This is a genomic window from Jiangella asiatica (genome assembly GCF_004349065.1).
Classification (GTDB): domain Bacteria; phylum Actinomycetota; class Actinomycetes; order Jiangellales; family Jiangellaceae; genus Jiangella; species Jiangella asiatica.
In genome coordinates, this window is the sequence record NZ_SMKZ01000008.1 from 129,214 (window position 1) to 152,482 (window position 23,269).

Genomic DNA, 23,269 nt, shown 5'->3' on the forward strand with positions numbered 1-23,269 from the left:
CCCGGGAGGGGTGTGGGTCGTCCGCGCCCGCGCGGGGGCGGACGCTCCGAGCAGCATGCTCGGCGCCAAGGTGTCGGTCAAGGCGAGCCGCCCGTTTTGCACCGTTCGGACGATGCCGCAATGGCAGGACATGACAGATGTCATTTCAGCCGATGACATCCCTCATGGGCCCTGGCCCGCCGCGGGCGGCAGGCTGGTCGACATGCCGACAGGACACGGATATCCACGACGCCAACGGAGGGGAGAGGACCAGCATGGGTGCCGTCATCGAGGTCACTGACCTGCGACGACAATACGCCGGCGGGTTCGAGGCGGTCCGCGGCGCGACGTTCTCGGTCGTGCGCGGCGAGCTGTTCGCGCTGCTGGGCACCAACGGCGCCGGCAAGACGTCCACGCTCGAGGTGGTCGAAGGCCTGGCCCGCCCCAGCGGCGGGCGGGTACGGGTGCTGGGCCGCGACCCGCACACCGACCGTGCCGCCGTGCGCCCGCGCATCGGGGTCATGCTGCAGCAGGGCGGGTTCCCCGCGGACCTCACGGTCGCCGAGACCGCCGCCATGTGGGCCGGCACGCTGACCTCGCCGCGGCCCGTCGGCGAGGTGCTGGAGCTGGTCGGGCTGAACCACCGGGTCGGCGTCACCATCAAGCAGTTGTCCGGCGGCGAGCGCCGGCGGCTCGATCTCGCGCTGGCCGTGCTGGGCCGGCCTGAGGTGCTGTTCCTCGACGAGCCCACCACCGGGCTGGACCCGGAGAGCCGCCGCGACACCTGGGCGTTGGTGCGCTCGCTGCTCGACGACGGCGTCACGGTGCTGCTCACCACCCACTACCTGGACGAGGCGGAGGAGCTGGCCGATCGGCTGGCCATCATGCACCGCGGCCGCATCGTGCGCGAGGGCACCGTCGCCGAGGTCGTGGCGACCCAGCCGGCGACGGTGACGTTCGAGCTCGCGCCGGGCGGCGGACCGCCGCGGCTGCCGGACCTGGCCGGTGCGCTGGTGGTCGACGACGGCGGCAAGGTCGTCGTGCACACCGACACGCTCCAGCCGACGCTGACGACGCTGCTGGTGTGGGCCGCCGAGCGGGGCGTCCTGCTCGAGCAGCTCGCGGCCCGGCCGGCGTCGCTGGAGCAGGCATTCCTGGCCGTCGCCGACGAGGCGGACGCGCCGAACCAGACGGAGGTCCTCGCATGAGCGCGATGGTCGGAACACCCCGGCGGGCCGCGAGCACGCTCGGCTCGCTGCGGCGGGTACGGTCGCTGGCCCGGGCCGAGCTGCGGCTGCTGGTGCGCAACCGCACTGCGATGTTCACGGCGCTGGCGCTGCCGCTGCTGACCGTGGCGGGGGTCAACGCCATAGGCGTCGGCGAGGACACCGAGATCCCGATAACGGCCCTGACGGTCACCATGCTGATCGGGTTCGCCCTGTTGTACGTGGTCTACTACAACCTGGTGACCGCCTATGTGGCGCGCCGCGAGGAGCTGGTGCTCAAGCGGCTGCGGGTGGGCGAGCTGACCGACGCCGAGATCCTCGGCGCCACCGCGCTGCCATCGGTCGTGGTCGCGATGGTCCAGATCGCCCTGGCCTGGGCAGTGGCTTCGGTGGCGTTCGGGCTGGCCGCCCCGGTCAACGCCATCCTGGTCGTGGTCGGCGTGGCCATCGGGGTGGTGATCTTCGTGCTGCTGGCCGCCGCGTCGACGGCGATCACCCGAAACGTCGAGATGGCGCAGGTCAGCACGCTGCCGCTGCTCTTCGCTTGCATGATCTTCTCCGGCATGGTCGTGCCCGCGGAAACCATGCCGGACACGATGCGCGACGTCGTCCAGTTCCTCCCGCTGAGCCCTGTGATCGATCTGGTCCGGCTCGGCCTGACCGGCCAGACGCCGGCCGGCGACACCGTCGACTTCGGTGCCAGCTTCTCCGAGGCGGGGTTCCCGCTGGTCATCGCCTCGCTGTGGATCGGCAACGGCGTGGCGGCGGTGCGGCGCTGGTTCCGCTGGGAGCCCCGCGCCTGACGCCGTCGACGTGAAAGGCTGATGATGTGTCGATGGTCACCCGCTGGTGGGAGGAGCGCAGCGCCCCGCAACGCTTCGACCTCTACACGCGCAGTTCGCTGTACGCGATGGCGGCTGTCGAGCCGCTCATCGCGGCGCTGGTCGCCGCGTCGGCCACCGAGGGCGACGCGGCCGGCGGTGCGGTCTACATCGCGGCGTCGGTCCTGCACGCCGCGGTGGCGCTGGTCGTCCTGCGCGGCGCGATGGCGTGGTACCTGGGCCGGCGCGACTGGCCGGGCCGTGAGACGCTGCTGCTCGTCGTCGTGACGCCGGTCGCCCCGATCGCCGCGGCCGCGGCCTTCGGCGTCGAGCCTCCGGGTGCGGGCGAGCCCGGTGCACGCAGTGCCGCCGGGCTGGCCATGGTGCTCGCGGTCGGGTTCACCGTGGCCGCGACCAGCCCGCGGCTGCCCACCCGCCGGCTGCTCGTGCTCGCGGTCGTTGCGGCGGCCGCCATCGGGGCCATGGCGTTGGCCGTCGGCTGGCCGGCGCGAAACTCGCTGGCGCTGGTCGTCTCGGCGCTGCTGGCGTTCGTCAGCGGGTGGTCGGCGTTCCGGGTGTCGGTGTGGACGCTGGGCGTCATCTGGGAGCTCGAGCGGTCGCGGCGGGTGCAGGCCGAGCTCGCCGTCGCCGAGGAACGGCTGCGGTTCTCCCGCGACCTGCACGACATCCTGGGCCGCAACCTCTCCGTCATCGCGGTCAAGAGCGAGCTTGCCGCCGCGCTGACCAGGCACGGCCGCGACGAGGCCGGCACGGAGATGATGGCCGTCCGCGACATCGCGCAGGAGTCGCTGCGCGAGGTTCGTGATGTGGTGCGGGGCTACCGCGAGGTCGATCTCACCACCGAACTGGCCGGCGCTCGCTCGGTGCTACGCTCCGCCGGCGTGTCCACCCGCGTGGTCGGCGACGGTGACGAGCTTCCGGCCGAGGTCCAGTCCGTGCTGGGCTGGGTGGCGCGCGAGGGCACCACCAACGTGCTGCGCCACAGCCAGGCACACGAGTGCCTCATCACGGTCACTCGGTCGGCCGGCGCGGCAACCCTGACCATGGAGAACGACGGGGTTCTCACCGGCGGCGCCCCCGTGGGTGACGGCGTCGGCCGCCGCGACGGCAGCGGGCTGACCGGCCTGGACGAGCGGTTGCACGGCATGGGCGGTGAGCTGAGCGCCGGCCCGGCCGGTGCGGGACGGTTCCGGTTGACCGCTCGGGTGCCGGTGCCGTCGCCAGGCCCGCCGTCGCTGGCCGGGCCGTCGCCGGCCGGCGAGGCGCGCGGAGCGACGCCGTGACGGCGACCGGTGCCGGGCCCATCCGCGTGATGCTGGCCGACGACGAGAACCTCATCCGCTCCGCCCTGCGCGCGCTGCTGTCCCTGGAGGACTCCGTCGAGGTGGTGGCCGAGGCCGCCAGCGGCGACGAGGCCATGGCGATGGCCCGCGCGCACCGGCCCGACGTCGCCGTCCTCGACCTGCAGCTGCCCGACCTCGACGGCATCAGCGTCGCCGCGGCGATCCACGCCGAGGTGCCGGGCTGCCGCACCATGATCGTCACCAGCCACGGCCGGCCCGGCTACCTCAAGCGGGCCCTCGCCGTCGGTGTCGGCGGCTTCCTGCCCAAGACGGTGTCGGCGTCGGTGCTCGCCGAGGTCGTGCGGACGGTGCACGACGGCGGGCGCTACGTCGATCCCGAGCTGGCGGCCGAGGCGATCAGCGCCGGCGACAGCCCGTTGACCGCGCGCGAGTCAGACGTGCTGGAGCTGGCCGCCGAGGGTGCACCGATCGACGAGATCGCCCGCCGGGCCGCGCTCACCGCGGGGACGGTGCGCAACTACCTCTCCTCGGCCGCCTCGAAGCTGGGCGCGGCCAACCGGCACGAGGCCGTCCACGTCGCCCGCCGCCACGGCTGGATCTGACGGGAATCGTTGGCACTGCGGTGGCGGGATGCAGGCTGTTGCACGATCGTCGGCACACATCACCAGGGCTTCTGGTGCGTCATCAGGGATGCGAGCATGGTGAAGCGCCAGAAGTCCTGGTGATGTCGCCGATCGTTGATGATCACGTCGAAGCCGACCTGCTGCCGGGGCGACAGCTGAGCAGCCTGTACGCCCTGCATGTCGCCGTCGCCATCCGGGTCGAGGCCGACGAGGTCGTCGCCTACGACGCCCGTCAGGCCGAGGCCGCGCGGGCGGCAGGGCTCCGGGTGGTCGCGCCCACGCCCTAGTCACCTGGGAACCGGCGCGACGGCGGGTCAGGCCGGTAGCGGGCGTTCTGGGACGACCTGCTTCATGACCAGCGTCGACGTGAGCTGCTGCACGCCGGGCAGGGCGGCTAGCGCATCGTCCTCGAGCGCGGCGTATCGATTCAGGTCGGTGGTGACCACCCGCAGCAGGTAGTCGGGGTTGCCGAACAGCCGCTGGGCCTCGATGACCTGGGGGATGCGCGCGACGGCGGCTTCGAACGCCAGCAGGGTCTCCCGGTCCTCCTGGCCCATGGTGACGAACACGAGGGCCTGGAAGCCGAGCCCGACTGCGTCACGGTCGACCACGGCGCGGTAGCCGGTGATGACTCCGGAGCGTTCCAGCGCTCGAACCCGTCGGTGGCACGGAGACACGCTGAGCCCGACCGCGGCGGCCAGTTCGGTGACGGTTCGCCGGCCGTCGACCTGGAGCGCGGCAAGGATCTTCCGATCGATGGCATCCATTGGAAGATCCTTTCACGAATGCCTCTGAGCAGGCAGATCTTCGACAACACTTCCTGCAGGAACAGCCATAGCCTTGCTGGCACACCGCCAGTGATCGAGAGGTATCTCATGAGCGACCCAGCCGGACCAGTACGAGCGTGGATCGCCGATCGAGCCGACGAGATGGCCGATCTGCTAATCCGGCTGGTCGCGTGCGAGACCGAGAACCCGCCCGGCCGCGGGCTCGCCGACTGCGCCGCGGTGCTGGCCGAGCAGATGCGGCGGCTGGGGTTGTCGCCGGAGGTCCTCGAGATCGAACCGACCGGCACGCTGGAGCACCCTCGCGTCGTGCGGGGCACCGCCGGCGCGGGGGAGAGGCTGGTGTACTTCCACGGCCACTTCGACGTCGTCCCTGCGCAGGACCGCGGCCAGTTCACCGCTCAGCGCCGCGACGGGTCGATCGTCGGCCGCGGCACGGCCGACATGAAGGGCGGCATCGTGAGCATGCTCTACGGTGCCGCGGCGGCGGCGGACCTGGGACTGCTGGGCGACGGGCGCATCGTGATCCACCTGGTCTGTGACGAGGAGACGGGCAGCACCGTCGGCTCCGGGTTCCTGCGCGAACGCGGCCTGATCGACCCCGCGGCGCTGGCGATGATGACCGCGGAGCAGAGCGGTGAGGTCGTGTGGAACGCCGCCAAGGGTGCTCTGTCTCTCCGAGTCGACGTGCACGGGCGCGCGGTCCACGTCGGGCACGCCTTCAAGGGGGTCAACTCCTTCCTCCACATGCTGAGGGTGGCCGCGCCGCTGGAGGACTACGCCCGGCGGATGAGCCAGCGGCACACCGGGTTTCCGGTGGGTACCGGCGAAGCCCGCGGCACCATGGTCGTCGTCGGCGGGCGATCCGAGGGCGGCTCGAACTTCAACGTCGTTCCCGCGACGACCTCGTTCACGGTCGACGGCAGGTTCAACCCGGAGGAGGACATCCACGCCGAGCTGGACCGGATCACCGCCGTCGTCGAGGACGCGGCGGCCGAGGCCGGTGCGCGGGTCTCACTGGAGGTGACGCAGCTGGCGCCGCCCGCGGCGACCGCGCTGGACCACCCCGCGGCCCAGGTGCTCGGCGACTGCGTCGCCCGGGTCAGTGGAGCCGAGCCTCGCTTCGAGCTGTGCGCGGGGTGCCTCGACACCCGCTGGTACGCGCAGCTCGGCATCCCCGCCTTCGGCTACGGTCCCGGGCTGTTCGAGGTCTCCCACGGTCCGGACGAGTACGTGGAGGAGGCCGCGCTGCACCGGGTCGCGGCCGTCTACGGGCTCTTCGCCGCGGAGTTGTTCGCGCGTCCCTGAGCGCGCCACTGCGGGCACGATCGCCGACGACGCCCACTGTGACAGCCCTGACACGGCGCGCCGCCCGGCCCCACCCGACCTCGCTGATAGTCTCGTAGAGACCGACGTCCTTTAAGTCCCGTCCCGTGAGGCGGGGAAGGAGGTCCAGCGAACCATGTCTCGCGACCTGAACGGCTCGCGGGAGGTGCTCGACGGCGACGACGTCGCCCGGGCGCTGACCCGCATGGCCCACGAGGTGGTGGAGCGCAACAAGGGCGCCGCCGACCTCGTCATCCTCGGCATCCCCAAGCGCGGCGTCCCGCTCGCGCAACGGCTGGGCGCGCGCATCTCCGCGGCCGAAGGCGTCGACGTCCCGGTGGGAGCGCTCGACGTCACCATGTACCGCGACGACCTGCGGCTGCGACCGGCGCGGGCGCTGGAGCGCACCGACATCCCGCCGGGCGGCGTCGACGACAAGATCGTCGTGCTGGTCGACGACGTCCTGTTCTCCGGGCGGACCATCCGGGCGGCGCTGACCGCGCTGGACGACGTCGGGCGGCCGCGCGCCGTGCGGCTCGTCGTCCTCGTCGACCGGGGGCACCGGCAGCTGCCCATCCGCGCCGACCACGTCGGCAAGAACATCCCCACGTCGCTGGCCGAGAGCGTGCACGCACTGGTGTCGGAGGTCGACGGCCGCGACGGCGTCGTCCTCGCCCAGGCCGCCGACCAGCCCCGATCCGATGCGGAGGCGCTGCCGTGATCCGACACCTGCTCTCCGCCGGCGACCTCTCGCTCGACGACGCCACGCTGGTTCTGGACACCGCGGAGGAGATGGCCCGGCTCACCGAGGGCCGCTCGGTGAAGAAGCTGCCCACCCTGCGCGGGCGCACCGTCGTCAACCTGTTCTTCGAGGACTCCACCCGCACCCGCACGTCGTTCGAGCTGGCGGCGAAGCGGCTGTCCGCCGACGTCGTCAACTTCTCCGCGAAGGGCTCCAGCCTGTCCAAGGGCGAGAGCCTCAAGGACACCGCGCTTACGCTGGAGGCCATGGGCGCCGACGGCGTCGTCGTACGGCACTCCGCCAGCGGCGCGCCGTACCGCCTGGCCACGTCGGGCTGGATCAACGCCTGCGTTCTCAACGCCGGCGACGGCACCCACGAGCACCCCACCCAGGCGCTGCTCGACGCATTCACCATGCGCCGGCACCTGGGCGAGCTCAGCGGCAAGCGCATCGTCATCGTCGGCGACGTCCTGCACAGCCGGGTCGCGCGCAGCAACGTCGCGCTGCTGGCGACGCTCGGCGCGAAGGTCACGCTGGTGGCGCCGCCGACTTTGCTGCCGACGGGCGTCGAGCGCTGGCCCTGCGACGTCAGCTACGACCTCGACGCCGCGCTGAGCGGCGCCGACGCGGTCATGATGCTGCGCGTGCAGCGCGAGCGCATGAACGCCGCGTTCTTCCCGTCCGCCCGCGAGTACAGCCGCCGCTACGGCCTCGACTCGCGCCGGCAGGCGCTGATGCCCGCGGAGGCGCTGGTCCTGCATCCCGGCCCGATGAACCGCGGCATGGAGATCACCGCCGAGGTGGCCGACAGCGACCGCTCGGTCATCGTCGAACAGGTCACCAACGGCGTGTACGTGCGCATGGCGGTGCTCTACCTGATGCTGGCCGGCACCACCGAGGAGGCGGCGTGACCCCCAACGCGACGATCCTGATCCGCGCCGCCCGCGTCCTCGGCGGCGAGCCGCGTGACCTGCTGATCGACGACGGCGTGATCGTCGCGCTCGGTGCCGGGGCGCGCGCCGCCGACGCCGCGCGGACGGCCACCGTCGTCGACGCCGACGGGCTCATCGCGCTGCCCGGCCTGGTCGACCTGCACACGCACCTGCGCGAGCCGGGGCGCGAGGACGCCGAGACCGTCGAGACCGGCACGCTCGCCGCGGCGAGGGGCGGCTTCACCGCCGTCCATGCGATGGCCAACACCGACCCCGTCGCCGACACCGCCGGCGTCGTCGAGCAGGTCTGGCGGCTGGGCCGCGAGGCCGGGCACGCCGACGTCCGCCCGGTCGGCGCCGTCACCGTCGGGCTGAGGGGCGAGCGGCTGGCCGAGCTGGGCGCGATGGCCGACTCCGCGGCTGGCGTGCGGGTGTTCTCCGACGACGGCGTCTGCGTCTCCGACGCGATGTTGATGCGCCGGGCCCTGGAGTACGTGAAGGCGTTCGACGGGGTCATCGCCCAGCACGCGCAGGAGCCGCGGCTGACCGAGGGGGCCCAGATGAACGAGGGGGAGCTGTCCGGCCGCCTCGGGCTGCAAGGCTGGCCGAACGTCGCCGAGGAGGCCATCGTCGCGCGCGACGTGCTGCTGGCCGAGCACGTCGGGTCGCAGGTGCACATCTGCCACCTGTCCACCCGGGGCTCGGTCGAGATCGTCCGGCTGGCCAAGCAGCGCGGACTGCCGGTCACCGCCGAGGTGACGCCGCACCACCTGCTGCTGACCGACGAGCTGGTGGCCACCTACGACCCGCGCTACAAGGTCAACCCCCCGCTGCGCTCCGCCGCCGACGTCGCCGCGCTGCGCGAGGCACTGGCCGACGGCACCATCGACATCGTCGCCACCGACCACGCGCCGCACCCGGTCGAGGCCAAGGACTGCGAGTGGGACGTCGCCGCGTTCGGCATGCTCGGCCTGGAGACCGCGCTGTCGGTCGTCCAGCACACCATGGTCGACACCGGGCTGCTGGACTGGTCCGGGGTGGCCGAGCGGATGTCGTACGCGCCGGCCCGTATCGGCCGCTGCGACACCGGTGAGCTCGCGCACGGCCGCCCGCTGGCCGAGGGGGAACCGGCCAACATCGTGCTGGTCGACCCGTCGGTGTCGGCGACGGTGGACCCGTCGGCGTCGGCGTCGCTGTCGCGGAACACGCCGTACGAGGGCATGAAGCTGCCGGGCGCCGTCGTCGCCACGTTCCTGCGCGGCCGCCCGACCCATGTGACAGGGGGACTGCTGTGACCACCCGCCCACCCGCTCTGCTGGTGCTCGAGGACGGCCGGGCGTTCCGCGGCCGCTCGTACGGTGCCGCGGGCGAGACCTTCGGCGAGGCCGTCTTCGCCACCGGCATGACCGGCTACCAGGAGACGCTGACCGATCCGTCCTACCACCGCCAGGTGGTGGTGCAGACGGCGCCACACATCGGCAACACCGGGGTCAACGACGACGACCCCGAGTCCGGCCGCATCTGGGTGGCCGGCTACGTCGTACGCGACCCCGCCCGCCGGCCGTCGTCGTGGCGGTCCCGGCGCGGTCTGGACGAGGAGCTGACCGCACAGGGCGTCGTCGGCATCAGCGACATCGACACCCGGGCGCTCACCCGGCACCTGCGCGAGCGCGGCGCCATGCGGGTCGGCATCTCCACCGTCGAGACCGACGCCGAGGCGCTGCGCCGGAAGGTGCTGGACAGCCCCGAGATGCTCGGCGCCGACCTAGCCGCCGAGGTCTCCACGCCGTCGCCCTATGTGGTGCCGGCCGAGGGTGAGCGCCGGTTCACCGTCGTCGCCCTCGACCTGGGCATCAAGACCATGACGCCGCGGCGGATGGCCGAGCGCGGCATCGAGGTGCACGTCCTGCCCGCCACGGCCACCGTCGACGACGTACTGGGCCTGCGGCCGGACGGGCTGTTCCTGTCCAACGGCCCCGGCGACCCGGCGACGGCGGACGGCCCGGTCGGCGTGGTCCAGGCGGCGCTGGAGCGCGCGCTGCCGTTCTTCGGCATCTGCTTCGGCAACCAGGTGTTCGGCCGGGCCCTGGGCTTCGGTACGTACAAGCTGGGCTACGGCCACCGCGGCATCAACCAGCCGGTCCAGGACCGCTCGACCGGAAAGGTCGAGGTGACGGCGCACAACCACGGCTTCGCAGTCGAGGCGCCGCTGGACCGCGCCACGGACACGCCGTACGGGACCGCCGAGGTCAGTCACGTCTGCCTCAACGACGACGTGGTGGAGGGCCTCGCCCTCCGCGACCGGACCGGGCGGCTCAGCGGCTTCTCCGTCCAGTACCACCCGGAGGCGGCGGCCGGGCCGCACGACGCCGCCTACCTGTTCGACCGGTTCGCCGACGTGATGTCGGCCGCGAAGGAGTCCTGATGCCCCGGCGCACCGACATCGACAGCGTCCTGGTCATCGGCTCCGGGCCGATCGTGATCGGGCAGGCGTGCGAGTTCGACTACTCCGGTACGCAGGCGTGCCGGGTGCTGCGGGCCGAGGGCCTGCGGGTGATCCTGGTGAACAGCAACCCGGCGACCATCATGACCGACCCGGACATCGCCGACGCCACGTACGTCGAGCCGATCACGCCGGAGTTCGTCGAGAAGGTCATCGCGCTGGAGCGGCCGGACGCGCTGCTGGCCACCCTGGGCGGGCAGACCGCGCTGAACACGGCCGTGGCGCTGCACGACCGGGGCGTGCTGGAGCGGTTCGGGGTCGAGCTGATCGGTGCGTCCATCGACGCCATCGAGCGGGGCGAGAACCGCGAGTCGTTCAAGAAGATCGTGGAGGAGATCGGCGGCGAGACCGCCCGGTCGGCCATCTGCCACTCCATGGACGACTGCCTGGCCGCGGTGCAGGACCTCGGCTACCCGGTGGTCGTGCGCCCGTCGTTCACGATGGGTGGCGCGGGGTCGGGCATGGCGTTCGACGAGGAGGACCTGCGCCGCATCGCCGGCGCCGGCCTGGACGCCTCGCCGACCACCGAGGTGCTCCTGGAGGAGTCGATCCTGGGCTGGAAGGAGTACGAGCTCGAGGTCATGCGCGACCGCGCCGACAACGTCGTGATCGTCTGCTCGATCGAGAACATCGACCCGATGGGCGTGCACACGGGCGACTCCGTGACGGTGGCCCCGGCCATGACCCTGACCGACCGCGAGTACCAGGTGATGCGCGACCAGGCCATCGCGGTGATTCGCGCGGTCGGCGTCGACACCGGCGGCTGCAACATCCAGTTCGCGGTGAACCCCGACGACGGCCGGTTGATCATCATCGAGATGAACCCGCGGGTGTCGCGGTCCAGCGCGCTGGCGTCCAAGGCCACCGGGTTCCCGATCGCGAAGATCGCGGCGAAGGTGGCGCTGGGCTACACGCTGGACGAGATCCCCAACGACATCACCGGCGAGACCCCGGCCTCGTTCGAGCCGACGCTGGACTACGTCGTCGTCAAGGCGCCGCGGTTCGCGTTCGAGAAGTTCCCGGCCGCCGACTCCACCCTGACCACGCACATGAAGAGCGTGGGCGAGGCGATGGCGATCGGCCGCAACTTCGCCGAGGCGCTGCAGAAGGCGCTGCGGTCGCTGGAGAAGTCCGACGGCGCGTTGGACTTCGTGTCGTCGCCCGGTGACGCCGACGACCTGGTCGAGAAGGTGCGCCGGCCCTACGACGGGCGGCTGCGCGACGTCGTGGCCGCACTGCGGGCCGGCGCGAGCGTGGACGAGCTGTACGAGGCGACCCGGATCGACCCGTGGTTCCTCGACCAGCTCCTGCTGTTGACCGAGGTGGCCGACGAGGTCGCCGCGGTGCCGCAACTGACCCCGGAGGTGCTGCGCGAGGCGAAGCGGCACGGATTCTCCGACGCCCAGCTGGCGGCGTTGCGCGGCACCTCTGCCGAGGTGATCCGCGGGGTCCGGCACGCGCTGGGCATCCGGCCGGTCTACAAGACCGTCGACACCTGCGCCGCGGAGTTCGCCGCCCGCACTCCGTACCACTACTCGTCCTACGACGAGGAGACCGAGGTCCGGCCGCGAGAGCGCGAGGCTGTGATCATCCTCGGCAGTGGGCCGAACCGGATCGGGCAGGGAATCGAGTTCGACTACTCGTGCGTGCACGCCGCGATGGCGCTGCACGAGGCCGGCTACGAGACCGTCATGGTCAACTGCAACCCCGAGACGGTCTCGACCGACTACGACACCTCCGACCGGCTGTACTTCGAGCCGCTGACCCTGGAGGACGTCCTCGAGGTCGTCGACGCCGAGCGGCAGGCCGGCCCCGTCGCGGGCGTCATCGTCCAACTGGGCGGCCAGACCCCGCTCGGGCTGGCCGAGGCGCTGGCCGAGGCCGGCGTACCCATCGTCGGCACCTCGCCGGCCGCCATCGACCTGGCCGAAGACCGCGGCTCGTTCGGCCAGGTGCTCGCCGACGCCGGGCTGCCCGCGCCCAAACACGGCACCGCACGCTCGTTCGAGCAGGCCCGCGAGATCGCCGCCGACATCGGGTACCCGGTGCTGGTGCGGCCGTCCTACGTGCTGGGCGGACGCGGCATGGAGATCGTGTACGACGACGCCACGCTGGCCGACTACATCGGCCGGGCCACGCAGGCCTCGCCAGAGCACCCCGTCCTGGTCGACCGGTTCCTCGACGACGCAGTGGAGATCGATGTCGACGCGCTGTTCGACGGCGACGAGCTGTACCTGGGCGGCGTCATGGAGCACATCGAGGAGGCCGGCATCCACTCCGGCGACTCCGCGTGCGCGCTGCCGCCCACCACGCTGGGCCACGACGAGCTGGGCCGGATCCGCACCTCCACCGAGGCGATCGCGCGCGGGGTGGGGGTGCGCGGCCTGCTCAACGTGCAGTACGCGCTGGCCGGGGATGTTCTGTACGTCCTGGAAGCCAACCCCCGCGCCTCGCGGACGGTGCCGTTCGTGTCCAAGGCCACCGGCGTGCCGCTGGCCAAGGCCGCGGCCCGGGTCATGCTCGGCACGACGATCGCGTCGCTGCGCGACGAGGGCCTGCTGCCGGCCACCGGCGATGCGGTCGACCTTCCCGCCGACTCTCCGGTCGCGGTCAAGGAAGCCGTCATGCCGTTCAACCGGTTCCGCACCCCCGACGGGCGCACCGTCGACACGCTGCTGGGCCCGGAGATGCGCTCCACCGGCGAGGTCATGGGCATCGACGAGCTGTTCGGGACCGCGTTCGCCAAGTCCCAGGCCGCCGCGTTCGGCGAGCTGCCCACGTCCGGCACGGTCTTCGTGTCCCTGGCCAACCGCGACAAACGCCACATGATCTTCCCGGTCAAGCGGCTGGCCGACCTCGGCTTCACCATCCTCGCCACGTCCGGCACGGCCGAGGTGCTGCGCCGCAACGGCGTCGAGGCCGAGGTGGTGCGCAAGCGCTGGGTGGGCCACGAGCCCGACGGGACGCCTACCATCATCGGGCGCATCCTCGCCGGCGACGTCGACCTCATCATCAACACCCCCAGCGGCACCACCACCGGCGGCAGCCCGCGCGCCGATGGCTACGAGATCCGTCGCGCCGCCATCCAAGGCGGCATCCCCTGCATCACCACCACCCAGGGCCTGGCGGCGGCGGTGCAGGGCATCGAGGCGCTGCGCGCGGAGTCCGTCGGCGTCCGCTCCCTGCAGTCCTGGGCGCGCCGCTGATGTCCGGTGCCCTGGAACCACCCCCGCTCACCGCGTTGATCGTGGAGGTCCCGCGGAATCCAGGGGACATTCCGGGCGGAGTTCCCGCGGTCACTCCAAGATCAACGGGGGAGGGGGCGGTGTGACGGCCTACGACGTCCTGTTCCGCACCGTCCTCGCGCGGATGGACGCGGAGACGGCGCACCGCGGCGCGTTCGCGGCGATGCGGCTGGCCGCGCGGGTGCCCGGGCTGGCCGGGTACGGACGGCGCCGGTTCGCCCCGTCGGGACCGGGCGTGGAGGCCTTCGGGCTGCACTTCCCGGGTCCGCTCGGGCTGGCCGCCGGGTTCGACAAGAACGCCGTCGGCATCGACGCACTGGCCGGACTGGGATTCGGGTTCGTCGAGGTCGGGACGGTGACCGCGCGCCCGCAGGCGGGCAACCCGCGGCCGCGGCTGCACCGACTGGTCGCCGACCGCGCCGTCGTCAACCGGATGGGCTTCAACAACGACGGCGCCGCCGCGGTGGCCGCCCGGCTGGCCCGCCGGCGACGACGACGCGGCGCGCTGCCCGTCGTGGTCGGCGTCAACATCGGCAAGTCCAAGGCGGTGCCGGAGGCCGAGGCCGTCGCCGACTACGAGGCCAGCACCAGGCTGCTGGCGCCGTACGCCGACTTCCTCGTCGTCAACGTCAGCTCGCCCAACACGCCGGGCCTGCGCGACCTGCAGGCCGTCGACCGGCTCCGGCCGCTGCTCACGGCCGTGCGCGAGCAGGCCGACGCCGTCACGTCGCGCCGGGTGCCGCTGACGGTGAAGATCGCCCCCGACCTCAGTGACGACGACGTCGTCGCGGTCGCGAAGCTGGCCCTGGAGCTCGAGCTGGACGGGATCATCGCCACCAACACGACCGTGTCGCGGGACGGCCTGGAGTCCGCCGCGGACACGGTGGCCGCGGCCGGCGCCGGCGGGCTGTCCGGCGCGCCGCTGGCGCAGCGGTCGCTGGAGGTCCTGCGGCTGTTGCGCTCGACGGTGGGCGAGCAGCTCACGCTGGTCTCCGTCGGCGGCATCTCGACCGCGCGGGAGGCACACGAGCGGGTGCGCGCGGGGGCGACCCTCGTCCAGGCGTACACCGCCTTCATCTACGGCGGCCCGTTCTGGCCCGCACGCGTGCAGCGCGAGCTGGCCCGGCTGCTCGAGGAGGACTGACACATGGACACCTTCGGGCAGCGGCTGCACGCGGCCCTCGAGCGGCGCGGCCGGCTGTGTGTCGGCATCGACCCGCACCCCGGCCTGCTGGCGGCCTGGGGCCTCGACGACGACGCCGTGGGACTGGAACGCTTCGCCCGCACCGTGGTCGACGCGCTCGGGGAGTCGATCGCGCTGCTCAAGCCGCAGTCGGCGTTCTTCGAGCGGCACGGCTCGCGCGGCGTCGCGGTGCTGGAGACCGTCATCGCCGACGCCCGGGCGGCCGGCGCCCTGGTGCTGCTGGACGTCAAGCGCGGCGACATCGGCTCGACCATGCAGGCCTACGCCGACGCCTACGCGGACCCGTCCTCGCCGCTGTGCGCCGACGCCGTCACCGTGTCGCCGTACCTCGGCTACGGGTCGCTGGCACCGCTCGTCGACACCGCGCTGGCCCACGGGAACGGCCTCTTCGTCCTGGCAAGGACGTCCAACCCGGAGGGCCCCGAGGTCCAACTGGCCCGGGGCGAGGACGGCCGGACGGTGGCCGGCACCATCCTCGACCACGTCCGGGCCGCCAACGCCGGCGCAGAGCCGCTGGGCAGCATCGGTGTCGTCGTGGGTGCCACCATTCGATACACGGCCTCGCCGGAGGCGAGTGGCTCGGCCGGTCTATCCACGGCCTCGCCGGAGGCGAGTGGCTCGGCCGGTCTATCCACCGGTGAGGACCTGGCCGTCGGCGGGCCGCTGCTGGCGCCCGGAATCGGCGCCCAGGGCGCCACCGTCGCGGACCTCCTGACGGTCTTCGGAGACGCGTTGCCGCAGGTCGTGCCGGCGGTGTCGCGTGAGATCCTGACCACCGGCCCCGAGCCCGCCAGGTTGCGCCGGGCGGCCGCCGAGACCGTAGATGCGGTACATGACCTGCTGGTTCAACGGTTCCAGAATGGCTGAACGGGGTTAATCTGTCGACACGCGGCGCGACACGCGGGTGCCGTTGCACCAGGGATTCGTGCGGACAGGTACCGTGGATCGCGTTGCTGACCTGGCGGTTCAGTCGCTAGGTTCCTAACAAGGCTCCCGCGAACGCGGGGGACCGTCCGACATCCACACAACGACACACAGAGGTGACCCGCTCGTGGCGCTCCCTAACCTGACTCCCGAACAGCGCGCGGCCGCACTCGAGAAGGCCGCTGAGGCTCGCCGGGAGCGTGCGGAGGTCAAGAACCGCCTGAAGAACGCCGGAGCCCGTCTTGGCGACGTGCTCAAGGAAGGCGAGAAGAATGAGGTCATCGGCAAGATGAAGGTCTCGGCCCTCCTCGAGTCGATGCCCGGCGTCGGCAAGGTCCGCGCCAAGCAGATCATGGAGGAGATCGGCATCGCCGAGACCCGCCGCGTCCGTGGCCTGGGCGCCAACCAGTCGGCGGCCCTGATCGAGCGTTTCGGCGGTTGATCCTGCACACGTCCCATCCGCGGTCGGCCCCGCGGGTCATCGTCCTGTCGGGGCCGACGGCGGTCGGAAAGACGACCGTCGTCAAGAGGCTGCGCGCGACCCACCCGGAGTTGTGGATCTCCGTGTCCACGACCACCAGGCCATCGCGGCCTCGAGAGATCGACGGTGAGCACTATCACTTCGTCGACGACTCCACTTTCGACAAGATGATCGAGCACGGCGAGTTCCTGGAGTGGGCCGTCGTCCACAAGCGGGCGAAGTACGGCACACCCAGGGCGCCGGTCGAGCGCGCCCTGGCGGCCGGCCACTCCGTCCTGCTCGAGATCGACCTGCAGGGTGCCCGCCAGGTACGCCAGGTCATCCCGGACGCGTTGTTCGTGTTCCTCGCCCCGCCCAGCTGGGACGAGATGGTGCGCCGGCTGGTCGGCCGGGGCACCGAGAGCGCGGAAGAACGAGAGCGCCGGCTCACCACGGCACGCGAGGAACTGGCCTCCGAAGCCGAGTTCGACGTGACCCTCATCAACACCGAGGTCGATGAGGTGTGCGAACAGTTGGTAACCTTGATGCGTACACCCCACTTAACCAGCCCGGAGGCATGAGCGTGTCCGGAACCCAAGGCGTTGCCGAGGGCATCACGTACCCACCGATCGACGACCTGCTCGCCAAGACCGACTCCAAGTACGGTCTGGTCATCTACGCGGCCAAGCGGGCGCGTCAGATCAACGCCTACTACTCGCAGCTCGGTGAAGGGCTCCTGGAGTACGTCGGACCCCTGGTCGAGACGCACGTACAGGAGAAGCCGCTGTCCATCGCCCTGCGCGAAATCGACGCCGGCCTACTGACGGCGGAGCAGATCGACCCGGCCGAGGCCGAGGCCGAGGCTGCCGCACCCGCGGCCGCCGCCGCTCCGGTGTTCGACGCGGCCGGTGACGCCGAGTCCGGCGAGAAGAGCTGACGCCGTCGCCGGGCACCGTCCCGGCCGGCCGGGCCACGAGTCCGGCCACCGCGTTCTCGATGGTCCGGCAGGGGGAAGCCCTCCGCCGGCGGTAGAAGGTGACTGGTGAGCGTCGCATGACCGCGCCGTCGGGTGCTGCCGAGATCGTGCTCGGCGTGGGCGGCGGCATCGCCGCGTACAAGGTCGCGGAGCTGCTACGGCGGCTCACCGAGGCCGGCCACGGCGTCACCGTCGTCCCCACCGACGCCGCGCTGCGCTTCGTCGGCGCGCCCACCTGGGCGGCACTGTCTGGGCGACCGGTCGCCACCGATGTCTTCGACGACGTCCACGAGGTCCCGCACGTGCGCATCGGGCGCCGGGCCGACCTCGTCGTCGTCGCGCCCGCCACCGCCGACCTGATGGCGCGGGCCGCGTCGGGCCGCGCCGACGACCTGCTGACCTCGACGCTGCTCACCGCTCGCGGCCCGGTGGTCTTCGTGCCGGCCATGCACACCGAGATGTGGGAGCACCCGGCAACCGTCGTCAACGTCGAGACCCTGCGCAAACGCGGCGCCCTCGTCCTCGAGCCCGCGGTCGGGCGGCTTACCGGTGCCGACACCGGCAAGGGCCGGCTGCCAGAGCCCGCCGAGATCTACGACGTCATCACCGACGTGCTCGCACGTGGCGGCGGCGAACCCGACCTCGTCGACCGGCATGTCGTCGTCTCCGCCGGCGGCACCCGCGAGTACCTCGACCCGGTGCGGTTCCTCGGGAACCGCTCGTCCGGCCGGCAGGGCTACGCGCTGGCCCGGGCCGCTGCCGCACGAGGCGGCCGGGTGACGCTGCTGGCGGCCAACGTGGCGCTGCCCGACCCCGCCGGCGTCGGCATCGTCCGCGTGGGCTCGGCCGCGCAGCTGTACGAGGCCGCCGTCGCCGCCGCCGCCGATGCCGACGCGGTGGTCATGGCCGCCGCCGTCGCCGACTTCCGGCCCGCGGACTACACCGACACGAAGATCAAGAAGAGCTCGGACGGCTCGTCGCCGGTCATCGAGCTGGAACGCACCGCCGACATCCTGGCGCACCTGGCGGCACACCGGCCGCACCCGGGCCAGGTGGTGGTCGGGTTCGCCGCCGAGACCGGCGACGAGCACGGTTCCGTCCTCGACCACGGCCGGGCGAAACTCGCCTCCAAGGGCTGCGATCTGCTGGTGGTCAACGAGGTCGGCGCGGACCGTGGCTTCGAGTCCGAGCAGAACGAGGCCGTCGTGCTGGGCGCGGACGGCAGCTGCGTCGCCGTCGAGACCGGGCCGAAGTCTGCGCTAGCCCATGTCGTGTGGGACCTGGTGGTCGCCCGGCTCTGACCACTCCGCACCGGTTGGCGTGTCTCATTTTGTGGACGGTCTGCGTCCACTATGCGGACCCTCCGCGCCGGCGCTGGTCAGCGTCCCTTACAGTGGGCTTCCCGGACTGCATGTCCGCTTTCTCGAGGGGGCTTTGCGTTGTCTCTGCGCTTGTTCACATCCGAATCCGTCACCGAGGGTCATCCGGACAAGATCTGCGACCAAATCAGTGACGGGGTGCTCGACGCACTGCTGAAGGACGACCCGTCCAGCCGCGTGGCCATCGAGTCGATGGTGACCACCGGCCTGGTCCACGTCGCCGGTGAGGTCACCACGCAGGGGTACGCCGACATCCCGGGCATCGTGCGCGAGACGATCCTCGGCATCGGGTACGACTCCTCGACCAAGGGTTTCGACGGCTACTCGTGCGGCGTCTCGGTGTCGATCGGATCGCAGTCGCGCGACATCGCCCAGGGCGTCGACGCGGCCTACGAGCATCGGGTCGAGGGCGACCAGGACCCGCTCGACCTGCAGGGCGCGGGCGACCAGGGGCTCATGTTCGGGTACGCCTCCGACGAGACGTCGGTGCTCATGCCGCTGCCCATCATCCTGGCGCACCGGCTGGCACAGCAGCTGTCGCAGGCCCGCCGCTCCGGCGCGGTGCCGTACCTGCGGCCCGACGGCAAGACGCAGGTCACCATCGAGTACGACGGCGACCGCCCGATCCGGCTGGACACCGTCGTCATCTCCACCCAGCATGCGTCCAACATCGACCTGGCCGAGCTGCTCACCCCCGACATCACCACCCAGGTCGTGAAGCCGGTGCTGGAGAGCTTCGAGCTGGACCACCACGACTACCGGCTGCTGGTGAACCCGACGGGACGCTTCGAGATCGGCGGCCCGATGGGCGACGCCGGCCTCACCGGCCGCAAGATCATCATCGACACGTACGGCGGCATGGCCCGGCACGGCGGGGGAGCGTTCAGCGGCAAGGACCCGTCGAAGGTCGACCGCTCCGCGGCGTACGCGATGCGCTGGGTGGCCAAGAACGTCGTCGCCGCCGGGCTGGCCCGCCGCTGTGAGGTCCAGGTGGCCTATGCCATCGGCAAGGCCGAGCCGGTCGGGCTGTTCCTCGAGTGCTTCGGCACCGAGCGGGTACCCGTCGACCGGATCGCGCGGGCCGTCACCGAGGTGTTCGATTTGCGCCCGGCGGCCATCATCCGCGACCTCGACCTGCTGCGGCCCATCTACCAGCAGACCGCCGCGTTCGGTCACTTCGGCCGCGAGCTGCCGGACTTCACCTGGGAGCGCACCGACCGCGTCGAGGCGCTGCAGACCGCGGCCGGCTGATCATCCGTCCGGCGGAGCCGGGCTCGTCCCGGAGTCCAACGCGGGCGGGCCGCGGTTCGTCCTGCAGTGCCATCCCGGCCGGCCGAACGCTCCGTAGCCTGGGGGCATGCGTCGCCAGCTGTTGATCTTCCTCACCGTCGTCGCCAGCCTCCTGCCAGCCGCCCTGGTGGCCGTACCCGCCGTCAGCGCCGCCCGTGCCCCCGACACCGCCGATCTTGACACCGCGCTGCTCGAGCGTGCCCTCGACGCCGTCGACGCCGCGGGGATGCCCGGCGTCGTCGTCGAAGTCCGCGACGGCGACGAGCGCTGGACCTCAGCCCGCGGCGAGCGCGACCCGTCCGCGTCGTCGCCGGAGGCTGTCGAGACCACCGACCTGTTCCGCGTCGGCAGCGTCACCAAGAGCATGGTGACCACGGTGCTGCTGCAGCTGGTCGACGAAGGCCGGCTCGGCCTGGACGACCCCGTCGCAGGCCACCTGCCCGGCGTGCTGCCCTACAAGGAGCCGATCACCGTGCGGCAGCTGCTCGGCCACACCTCCGGGGTCCCCGACTACTTCGTCGACGTGTACCCGTCACTGGCCCGGCGCTCGGCTGACGACGTCGAGCGCAACCTGCTGCGCTACTACCGCCCCGAGCAGTTGGTCGGCATCGCCACTCAGCGCCCGCTCGACTTCGCGCCGGACCAGTACTACTCGTACTCCAACACCGGCTACTACGTGATCGGCCTGCTGATCGAGGAGATCACCGGCAATGCCATCGAGGACGAGCTCGCCCGGCGTGTGTTCGAGCCGGCCGGTCTCACCGACACCTCGTTCCCTCGGTTCAGCCCGGTCATCGACGGCGAGCACGCGAACGCCTACTACGCCACCGAGCATCCCGGGGAGCCGCACATCGACACCACCCGGTTGTCGCCGACCCAGCTGTGGGCAGCCGGCGCGGTCGTCTCCACGTCCACCGACATCAACACGTTCTTCCGGGCCATGTTCGACGGCACCCTGGTCCCGGCGGAGCTGCTGGCCGAGGCCTTCGAGCTCACCACGCAGTCCCGCGGCACGTACGGACTGGGCATCCAGGCCGCCCCGGCCGAGTGTCCGGAGATCGCCGGCGGGATCGCCTACGGGCACACCGGTGGCACCCTCGGCCACACCACGTACTCCTTCGGCTCGCCGGACGGTTCGCGGCACCTGACGGTCACCCTCACGCTCGACGACCAGCTCGCTCCCAGCGAGGAGCTGGGTGCGGCGCTGAACGGGATGCTGGTCGCCGGCCTGTGCGGCATCGATGTCACCGAAACGCGGGTGACGGGGCGGATGGACCTGCTCGGACGTATCGAGACCGTCCTGGGCTGACCCGGGCTGGGAGTCGCTCGCGGGCTGGCGGCGGGTGCCGCGGGCTGGCGGCGGGTGCCGCGGGCTAACGGTGGGTGTCGCGGGCAACGGTTGCCGTCCGTGCCGGCAACCGCCGCGCGGACGTGTCCGGGCCCGGTGTGCGGTAGAAACGGATCGTGAGCGCAACCGACCCGGCCGATCCCGACCAGCTGGCACTGGTGGCCGCACCGGGCCGGCGGCGGTTCCGCACCCGCGAGCCGGAGCCGGTCGCGGAGTCCCTGCCGATAGCGCGGGTGCTCGTCGACGTCGGCCTGCCGCATCTTGACCGCCCGTTCGATTACCTCGTGCCGGCGTCCATGAGCGACGACGCGGTGGCCGGCGCCCGGGTGTCAGTGCGCTTCGCCGGCACCGACCACGACGGCTTCATCGTCGCGCGCGCCCACGAGTCCGACCATCAGGGCCGGCTGGCCAGGCTGCGCCGGGTCGTCTCTCCGGAGCCGGTCTTGGCGCCCGAGATCGCCCAGTTGGCCCGCTCGGTCGCCGACCGGTACGCGGGCACCGTCGCCGACGTGCTGCGGCTGGCTGTGCCGCCACGGCACGCGACGGCCGAGAAGGCGGCGCCGACGGATGCGTCGGACACGTCCCCGCCGCGGCCGGAGCCGGGTGGCTGGGCGGCCCACCAGGACGGCGTCGCCCTCCTGGACGCGCTGGCCGCCGGCAGCGCGCCCCGGGCGGTGTGGAACCCCGGACCCGTCGCCGACTGGCCCGACCTCATCGCCCGGCTGGTGGCGGCCACGCTGTCCGGTGGCCGCGGCGCGCTCGTCGTGGTGCCCGACGGGCGCGACCTCGCGCGGGTGTCGTCGGCACTGGAGGCCGTGTTGGGCGAGGGACGGCACGTCGCGCTCGAGGCCGACGCGGGGCCGTCGGTGCGGTACAAGCGGTGGCTCGCGGTCCGCCGCGGTGCGGTGCGGGCCGTCGTCGGCACCCGCTCGGCCGCGTTCGCGCCCGTCCACGACCTCGGGCTGGTCTGCCTCTGGGACGACGGCGACGACCTGCACGCCGAACCGCGCGCTCCCTACCCGCACGCCCGCGAGGTGCTGCTGCTGCGGGCGCACCAGGCCGGCGCCGCCGCCGTCGTCGGCGGATTCGCGCGAACCGCGGAGGCCGAGCTGCTGCTCTCCACCGGGTGGGCCCGGCCGGTGACGCCGGACCGCGGGTCCGTGCGGTCCACGTCGCCGCGGGTGCGCAGCAGCGGCGACGACCACGAGCAGGCTCGCGACGAAGCCGCCCGCAGCGCCCGGCTGCCGTCGCTGGCGTGGCGAACCGCGCGGACCGGGCTGCGCACAGGTCCGGTGCTGGTGCAGGTGCCACGGTCGGGGTACCTGCCCGGCGTGGCGTGCGCGCGGTGCCGGACGGCGGCGCGGTGCGCGGCCTGCTCCGGGCCGCTGGTCGTCGGCCAGCCGGGGCAGCCGCCGCGCTGCGGTTGGTGCGCGACGGCGTACCCGTCGTGGCGCTGCCCCGAGTGCGGGCACGGGTACCTGCGTGCCACCTCGGTGGGCGTCGGGCGGACGGCGGAGGAGCTGGGCCGGGCGTTCCCCGGCGTGCCGGTGCTGATGTCGCGCGGCGACACCGTCCGCGACACCGTGGGTGCGGAACCGGCGCTGGTCGTGGCCACCCCCGGGGCCGAGCCGGTCGCCGACGACGGCTACACCGCGGCGCTGCTCCTCGACGGCACCGGCCTGCTGAACCGGCCGAGCCTGCGCGCCGCCGAGGAGGCGCTGCGGCGCTGGCTGGGAGCCGCTGCGTTGGTGCGGTCGGGCCCGGACGGCGGTGAGATCGTCGTGGTCGCCGATACCTCCGCGCCGGCCGTGCAGGCGCTGGTGCGCTGGGATCCGGCCGGGTTCGCCGCCCGAGAGCTGGCCGAGCGGGGCGCGCTGCGGCTGCCGCCGGCGGCCCGGGTCGCCGAGCTGACCGGTGCTCCAGCCGACGTCGACGACCTGCTGACGCTCACCGACCTCCCCACCGACGCCGAGGTCATCGGGCCGGCGCCGCTGGACGACGACAAGAGCCGGGCCATGGTGCGGGCGCCCCGGTCGGCGGGGACCGCCCTGGCCGCCGCCCTGCGCGCCGCCGCCGGAGTCCGCTCCGCCCGCCGCTCCGGCGGCCCCGTCCGCATTCGCGTCGACCCCGTCGACTTCGGCTGACCCCCGGTCCCGGCCGCCTGCCCCCGTTGCCCACCCA

Annotated in this window: 21 protein-coding genes; 20 read left to right on the forward strand and 1 reads right to left on the reverse strand. The window is 72.5% G+C overall.

From position 1 onward, the window contains the following. Positions 1–254 precede the first annotated feature (254 nt). The 5 genes from E1269_RS08270 (at position 255) to E1269_RS08290 (ending at position 4,261) form a co-directional block, all read left to right on the forward strand. On the forward strand, positions 255–1,187 hold the full coding sequence (locus E1269_RS08270) for an ABC transporter ATP-binding protein (protein WP_131893246.1): 933 nt from the start codon (positions 255–257) through the stop codon (positions 1,185–1,187). Then, positions 1,184–2,008, forward strand: a complete 825-nt coding sequence (locus E1269_RS08275) for an ABC transporter permease (RefSeq protein WP_131893248.1) — start codon at positions 1,184–1,186, stop codon at positions 2,006–2,008. The genes E1269_RS08270 and E1269_RS08275 overlap by 4 nt, the downstream gene beginning before the upstream one ends. A 32-nt stretch (positions 2,009–2,040) precedes the next feature. After that, positions 2,041–3,330: a sensor histidine kinase gene (locus E1269_RS08280; protein ID WP_131893250.1), complete on the forward strand. Its 1,290-nt coding sequence runs from the start codon at positions 2,041–2,043 to the stop codon at positions 3,328–3,330. A gap of 29 nt (positions 3,331–3,359) precedes the next feature. Further along, positions 3,360–3,953, forward strand: coding sequence for a response regulator transcription factor (locus E1269_RS08285; protein ID WP_131893309.1), 594 nt, complete (start codon positions 3,360–3,362; stop codon positions 3,951–3,953). 122 nt (positions 3,954–4,075) lie between these two features. Next, positions 4,076–4,261 (forward strand): toxin PIN, encoded by a 186-nt coding sequence (locus tag E1269_RS08290; protein WP_131893252.1) that lies wholly within the window; start codon positions 4,076–4,078, stop codon positions 4,259–4,261. 27 nt (positions 4,262–4,288) lie between these two features. On the opposite strand, the gene E1269_RS08295 is transcribed toward E1269_RS08290, so the two are convergent. Beyond that, complete coding sequence (locus tag E1269_RS08295; protein ID WP_131893254.1) at positions 4,289–4,741, reverse strand: Lrp/AsnC family transcriptional regulator; 453 nt, start codon at positions 4,739–4,741, stop codon at positions 4,289–4,291. A gap of 162 nt (positions 4,742–4,903) precedes the next feature. Here E1269_RS08295 and E1269_RS08300 point away from each other — a divergent pair, with 162 nt between their 5' ends. The 15 genes from E1269_RS08300 to E1269_RS08365 all read left to right on the forward strand — a co-directional run bounded on the left by E1269_RS08300 (position 4,904) and on the right by E1269_RS08365 (position 23,232). Next, positions 4,904–6,067, forward strand: a complete 1,164-nt coding sequence (locus E1269_RS08300; protein ID WP_162606285.1) for a M20/M25/M40 family metallo-hydrolase — start codon at positions 4,904–4,906, stop codon at positions 6,065–6,067. A gap of 154 nt (positions 6,068–6,221) precedes the next feature. Next, complete coding sequence (pyrR, locus tag E1269_RS08305; protein ID WP_131893258.1) at positions 6,222–6,806, forward strand: bifunctional pyr operon transcriptional regulator/uracil phosphoribosyltransferase PyrR; 585 nt, start codon at positions 6,222–6,224, stop codon at positions 6,804–6,806. Then, positions 6,803–7,738, forward strand: coding sequence for an aspartate carbamoyltransferase catalytic subunit (locus E1269_RS32790; RefSeq protein ID WP_239000830.1), 936 nt, complete (start codon positions 6,803–6,805; stop codon positions 7,736–7,738). Before pyrR ends, E1269_RS32790 begins: the two co-directional genes overlap by 4 nt. Then, positions 7,735–9,054 carry a dihydroorotase gene (locus tag E1269_RS32795; RefSeq protein ID WP_203433164.1) on the forward strand — a complete coding sequence of 440 codons (1,320 nt, stop codon included), beginning with the start codon at positions 7,735–7,737 and terminating at the stop codon, positions 9,052–9,054. Before E1269_RS32790 ends, E1269_RS32795 begins: the two co-directional genes overlap by 4 nt. Continuing rightward, positions 9,051–10,184, forward strand: a complete 1,134-nt coding sequence (gene carA / locus E1269_RS08315) for a glutamine-hydrolyzing carbamoyl-phosphate synthase small subunit (RefSeq protein WP_131893260.1) — start codon at positions 9,051–9,053, stop codon at positions 10,182–10,184. Before E1269_RS32795 ends, carA begins: the two co-directional genes overlap by 4 nt. Next, positions 10,184–13,468, forward strand: coding sequence for a carbamoyl-phosphate synthase large subunit (gene carB / locus E1269_RS08320; protein WP_131893262.1), 3,285 nt, complete (start codon positions 10,184–10,186; stop codon positions 13,466–13,468). The genes carA and carB overlap by 1 nt, the downstream gene beginning before the upstream one ends. 121 nt (positions 13,469–13,589) lie before the next feature. Then, on the forward strand, positions 13,590–14,651 hold the full coding sequence (locus E1269_RS08325) for a quinone-dependent dihydroorotate dehydrogenase (protein WP_203433166.1): 1,062 nt from the start codon (positions 13,590–13,592) through the stop codon (positions 14,649–14,651). A 3-nt stretch (positions 14,652–14,654) separates the two neighbouring features. Continuing rightward, entirely contained in the window at positions 14,655–15,578 is a 924-nt protein-coding gene (gene pyrF, locus E1269_RS08330) for an orotidine-5'-phosphate decarboxylase (protein ID WP_131893264.1), read from the forward strand. Between the two features lie 184 nt (positions 15,579–15,762). Next, on the forward strand, positions 15,763–16,077 hold the full coding sequence (gene mihF / locus E1269_RS08335) for an integration host factor, actinobacterial type (RefSeq protein ID WP_026875881.1): 315 nt from the start codon (positions 15,763–15,765) through the stop codon (positions 16,075–16,077). Further along, the gene (gene gmk / locus E1269_RS08340; protein ID WP_239000831.1) at positions 16,074–16,676 is read left to right on the forward strand and encodes a guanylate kinase; all 603 of its coding nucleotides are present in this window, start codon (positions 16,074–16,076) and stop codon (positions 16,674–16,676) included. Before mihF ends, gmk begins: the two co-directional genes overlap by 4 nt. Next, positions 16,673–17,032 (forward strand): DNA-directed RNA polymerase subunit omega, encoded by a 360-nt coding sequence (gene rpoZ, locus E1269_RS08345; protein ID WP_131893266.1) that lies wholly within the window; start codon positions 16,673–16,675, stop codon positions 17,030–17,032. Before gmk ends, rpoZ begins: the two co-directional genes overlap by 4 nt. A gap of 116 nt (positions 17,033–17,148) precedes the next feature. Continuing rightward, entirely contained in the window at positions 17,149–18,372 is a 1,224-nt protein-coding gene (gene coaBC, locus E1269_RS08350) for a bifunctional phosphopantothenoylcysteine decarboxylase/phosphopantothenate--cysteine ligase CoaBC (RefSeq protein WP_131893268.1), read from the forward strand. Between the two features lie 138 nt (positions 18,373–18,510). Next, entirely contained in the window at positions 18,511–19,701 is a 1,191-nt protein-coding gene (metK, locus tag E1269_RS08355; protein WP_131893270.1) for a methionine adenosyltransferase, read from the forward strand. 106 nt (positions 19,702–19,807) lie between these two features. Next, a complete protein-coding gene (locus tag E1269_RS08360; RefSeq protein WP_131893272.1) occupies positions 19,808–21,049 on the forward strand; it encodes a serine hydrolase domain-containing protein in 1,242 nt (413 codons plus the stop codon). Positions 21,050–21,204: 155 nt separating this feature from the next. Then, a complete protein-coding gene (locus tag E1269_RS08365; RefSeq protein ID WP_131893274.1) occupies positions 21,205–23,232 on the forward strand; it encodes a primosomal protein N' in 2,028 nt (675 codons plus the stop codon). Positions 23,233–23,269: the final 37 nt, after the last annotated feature.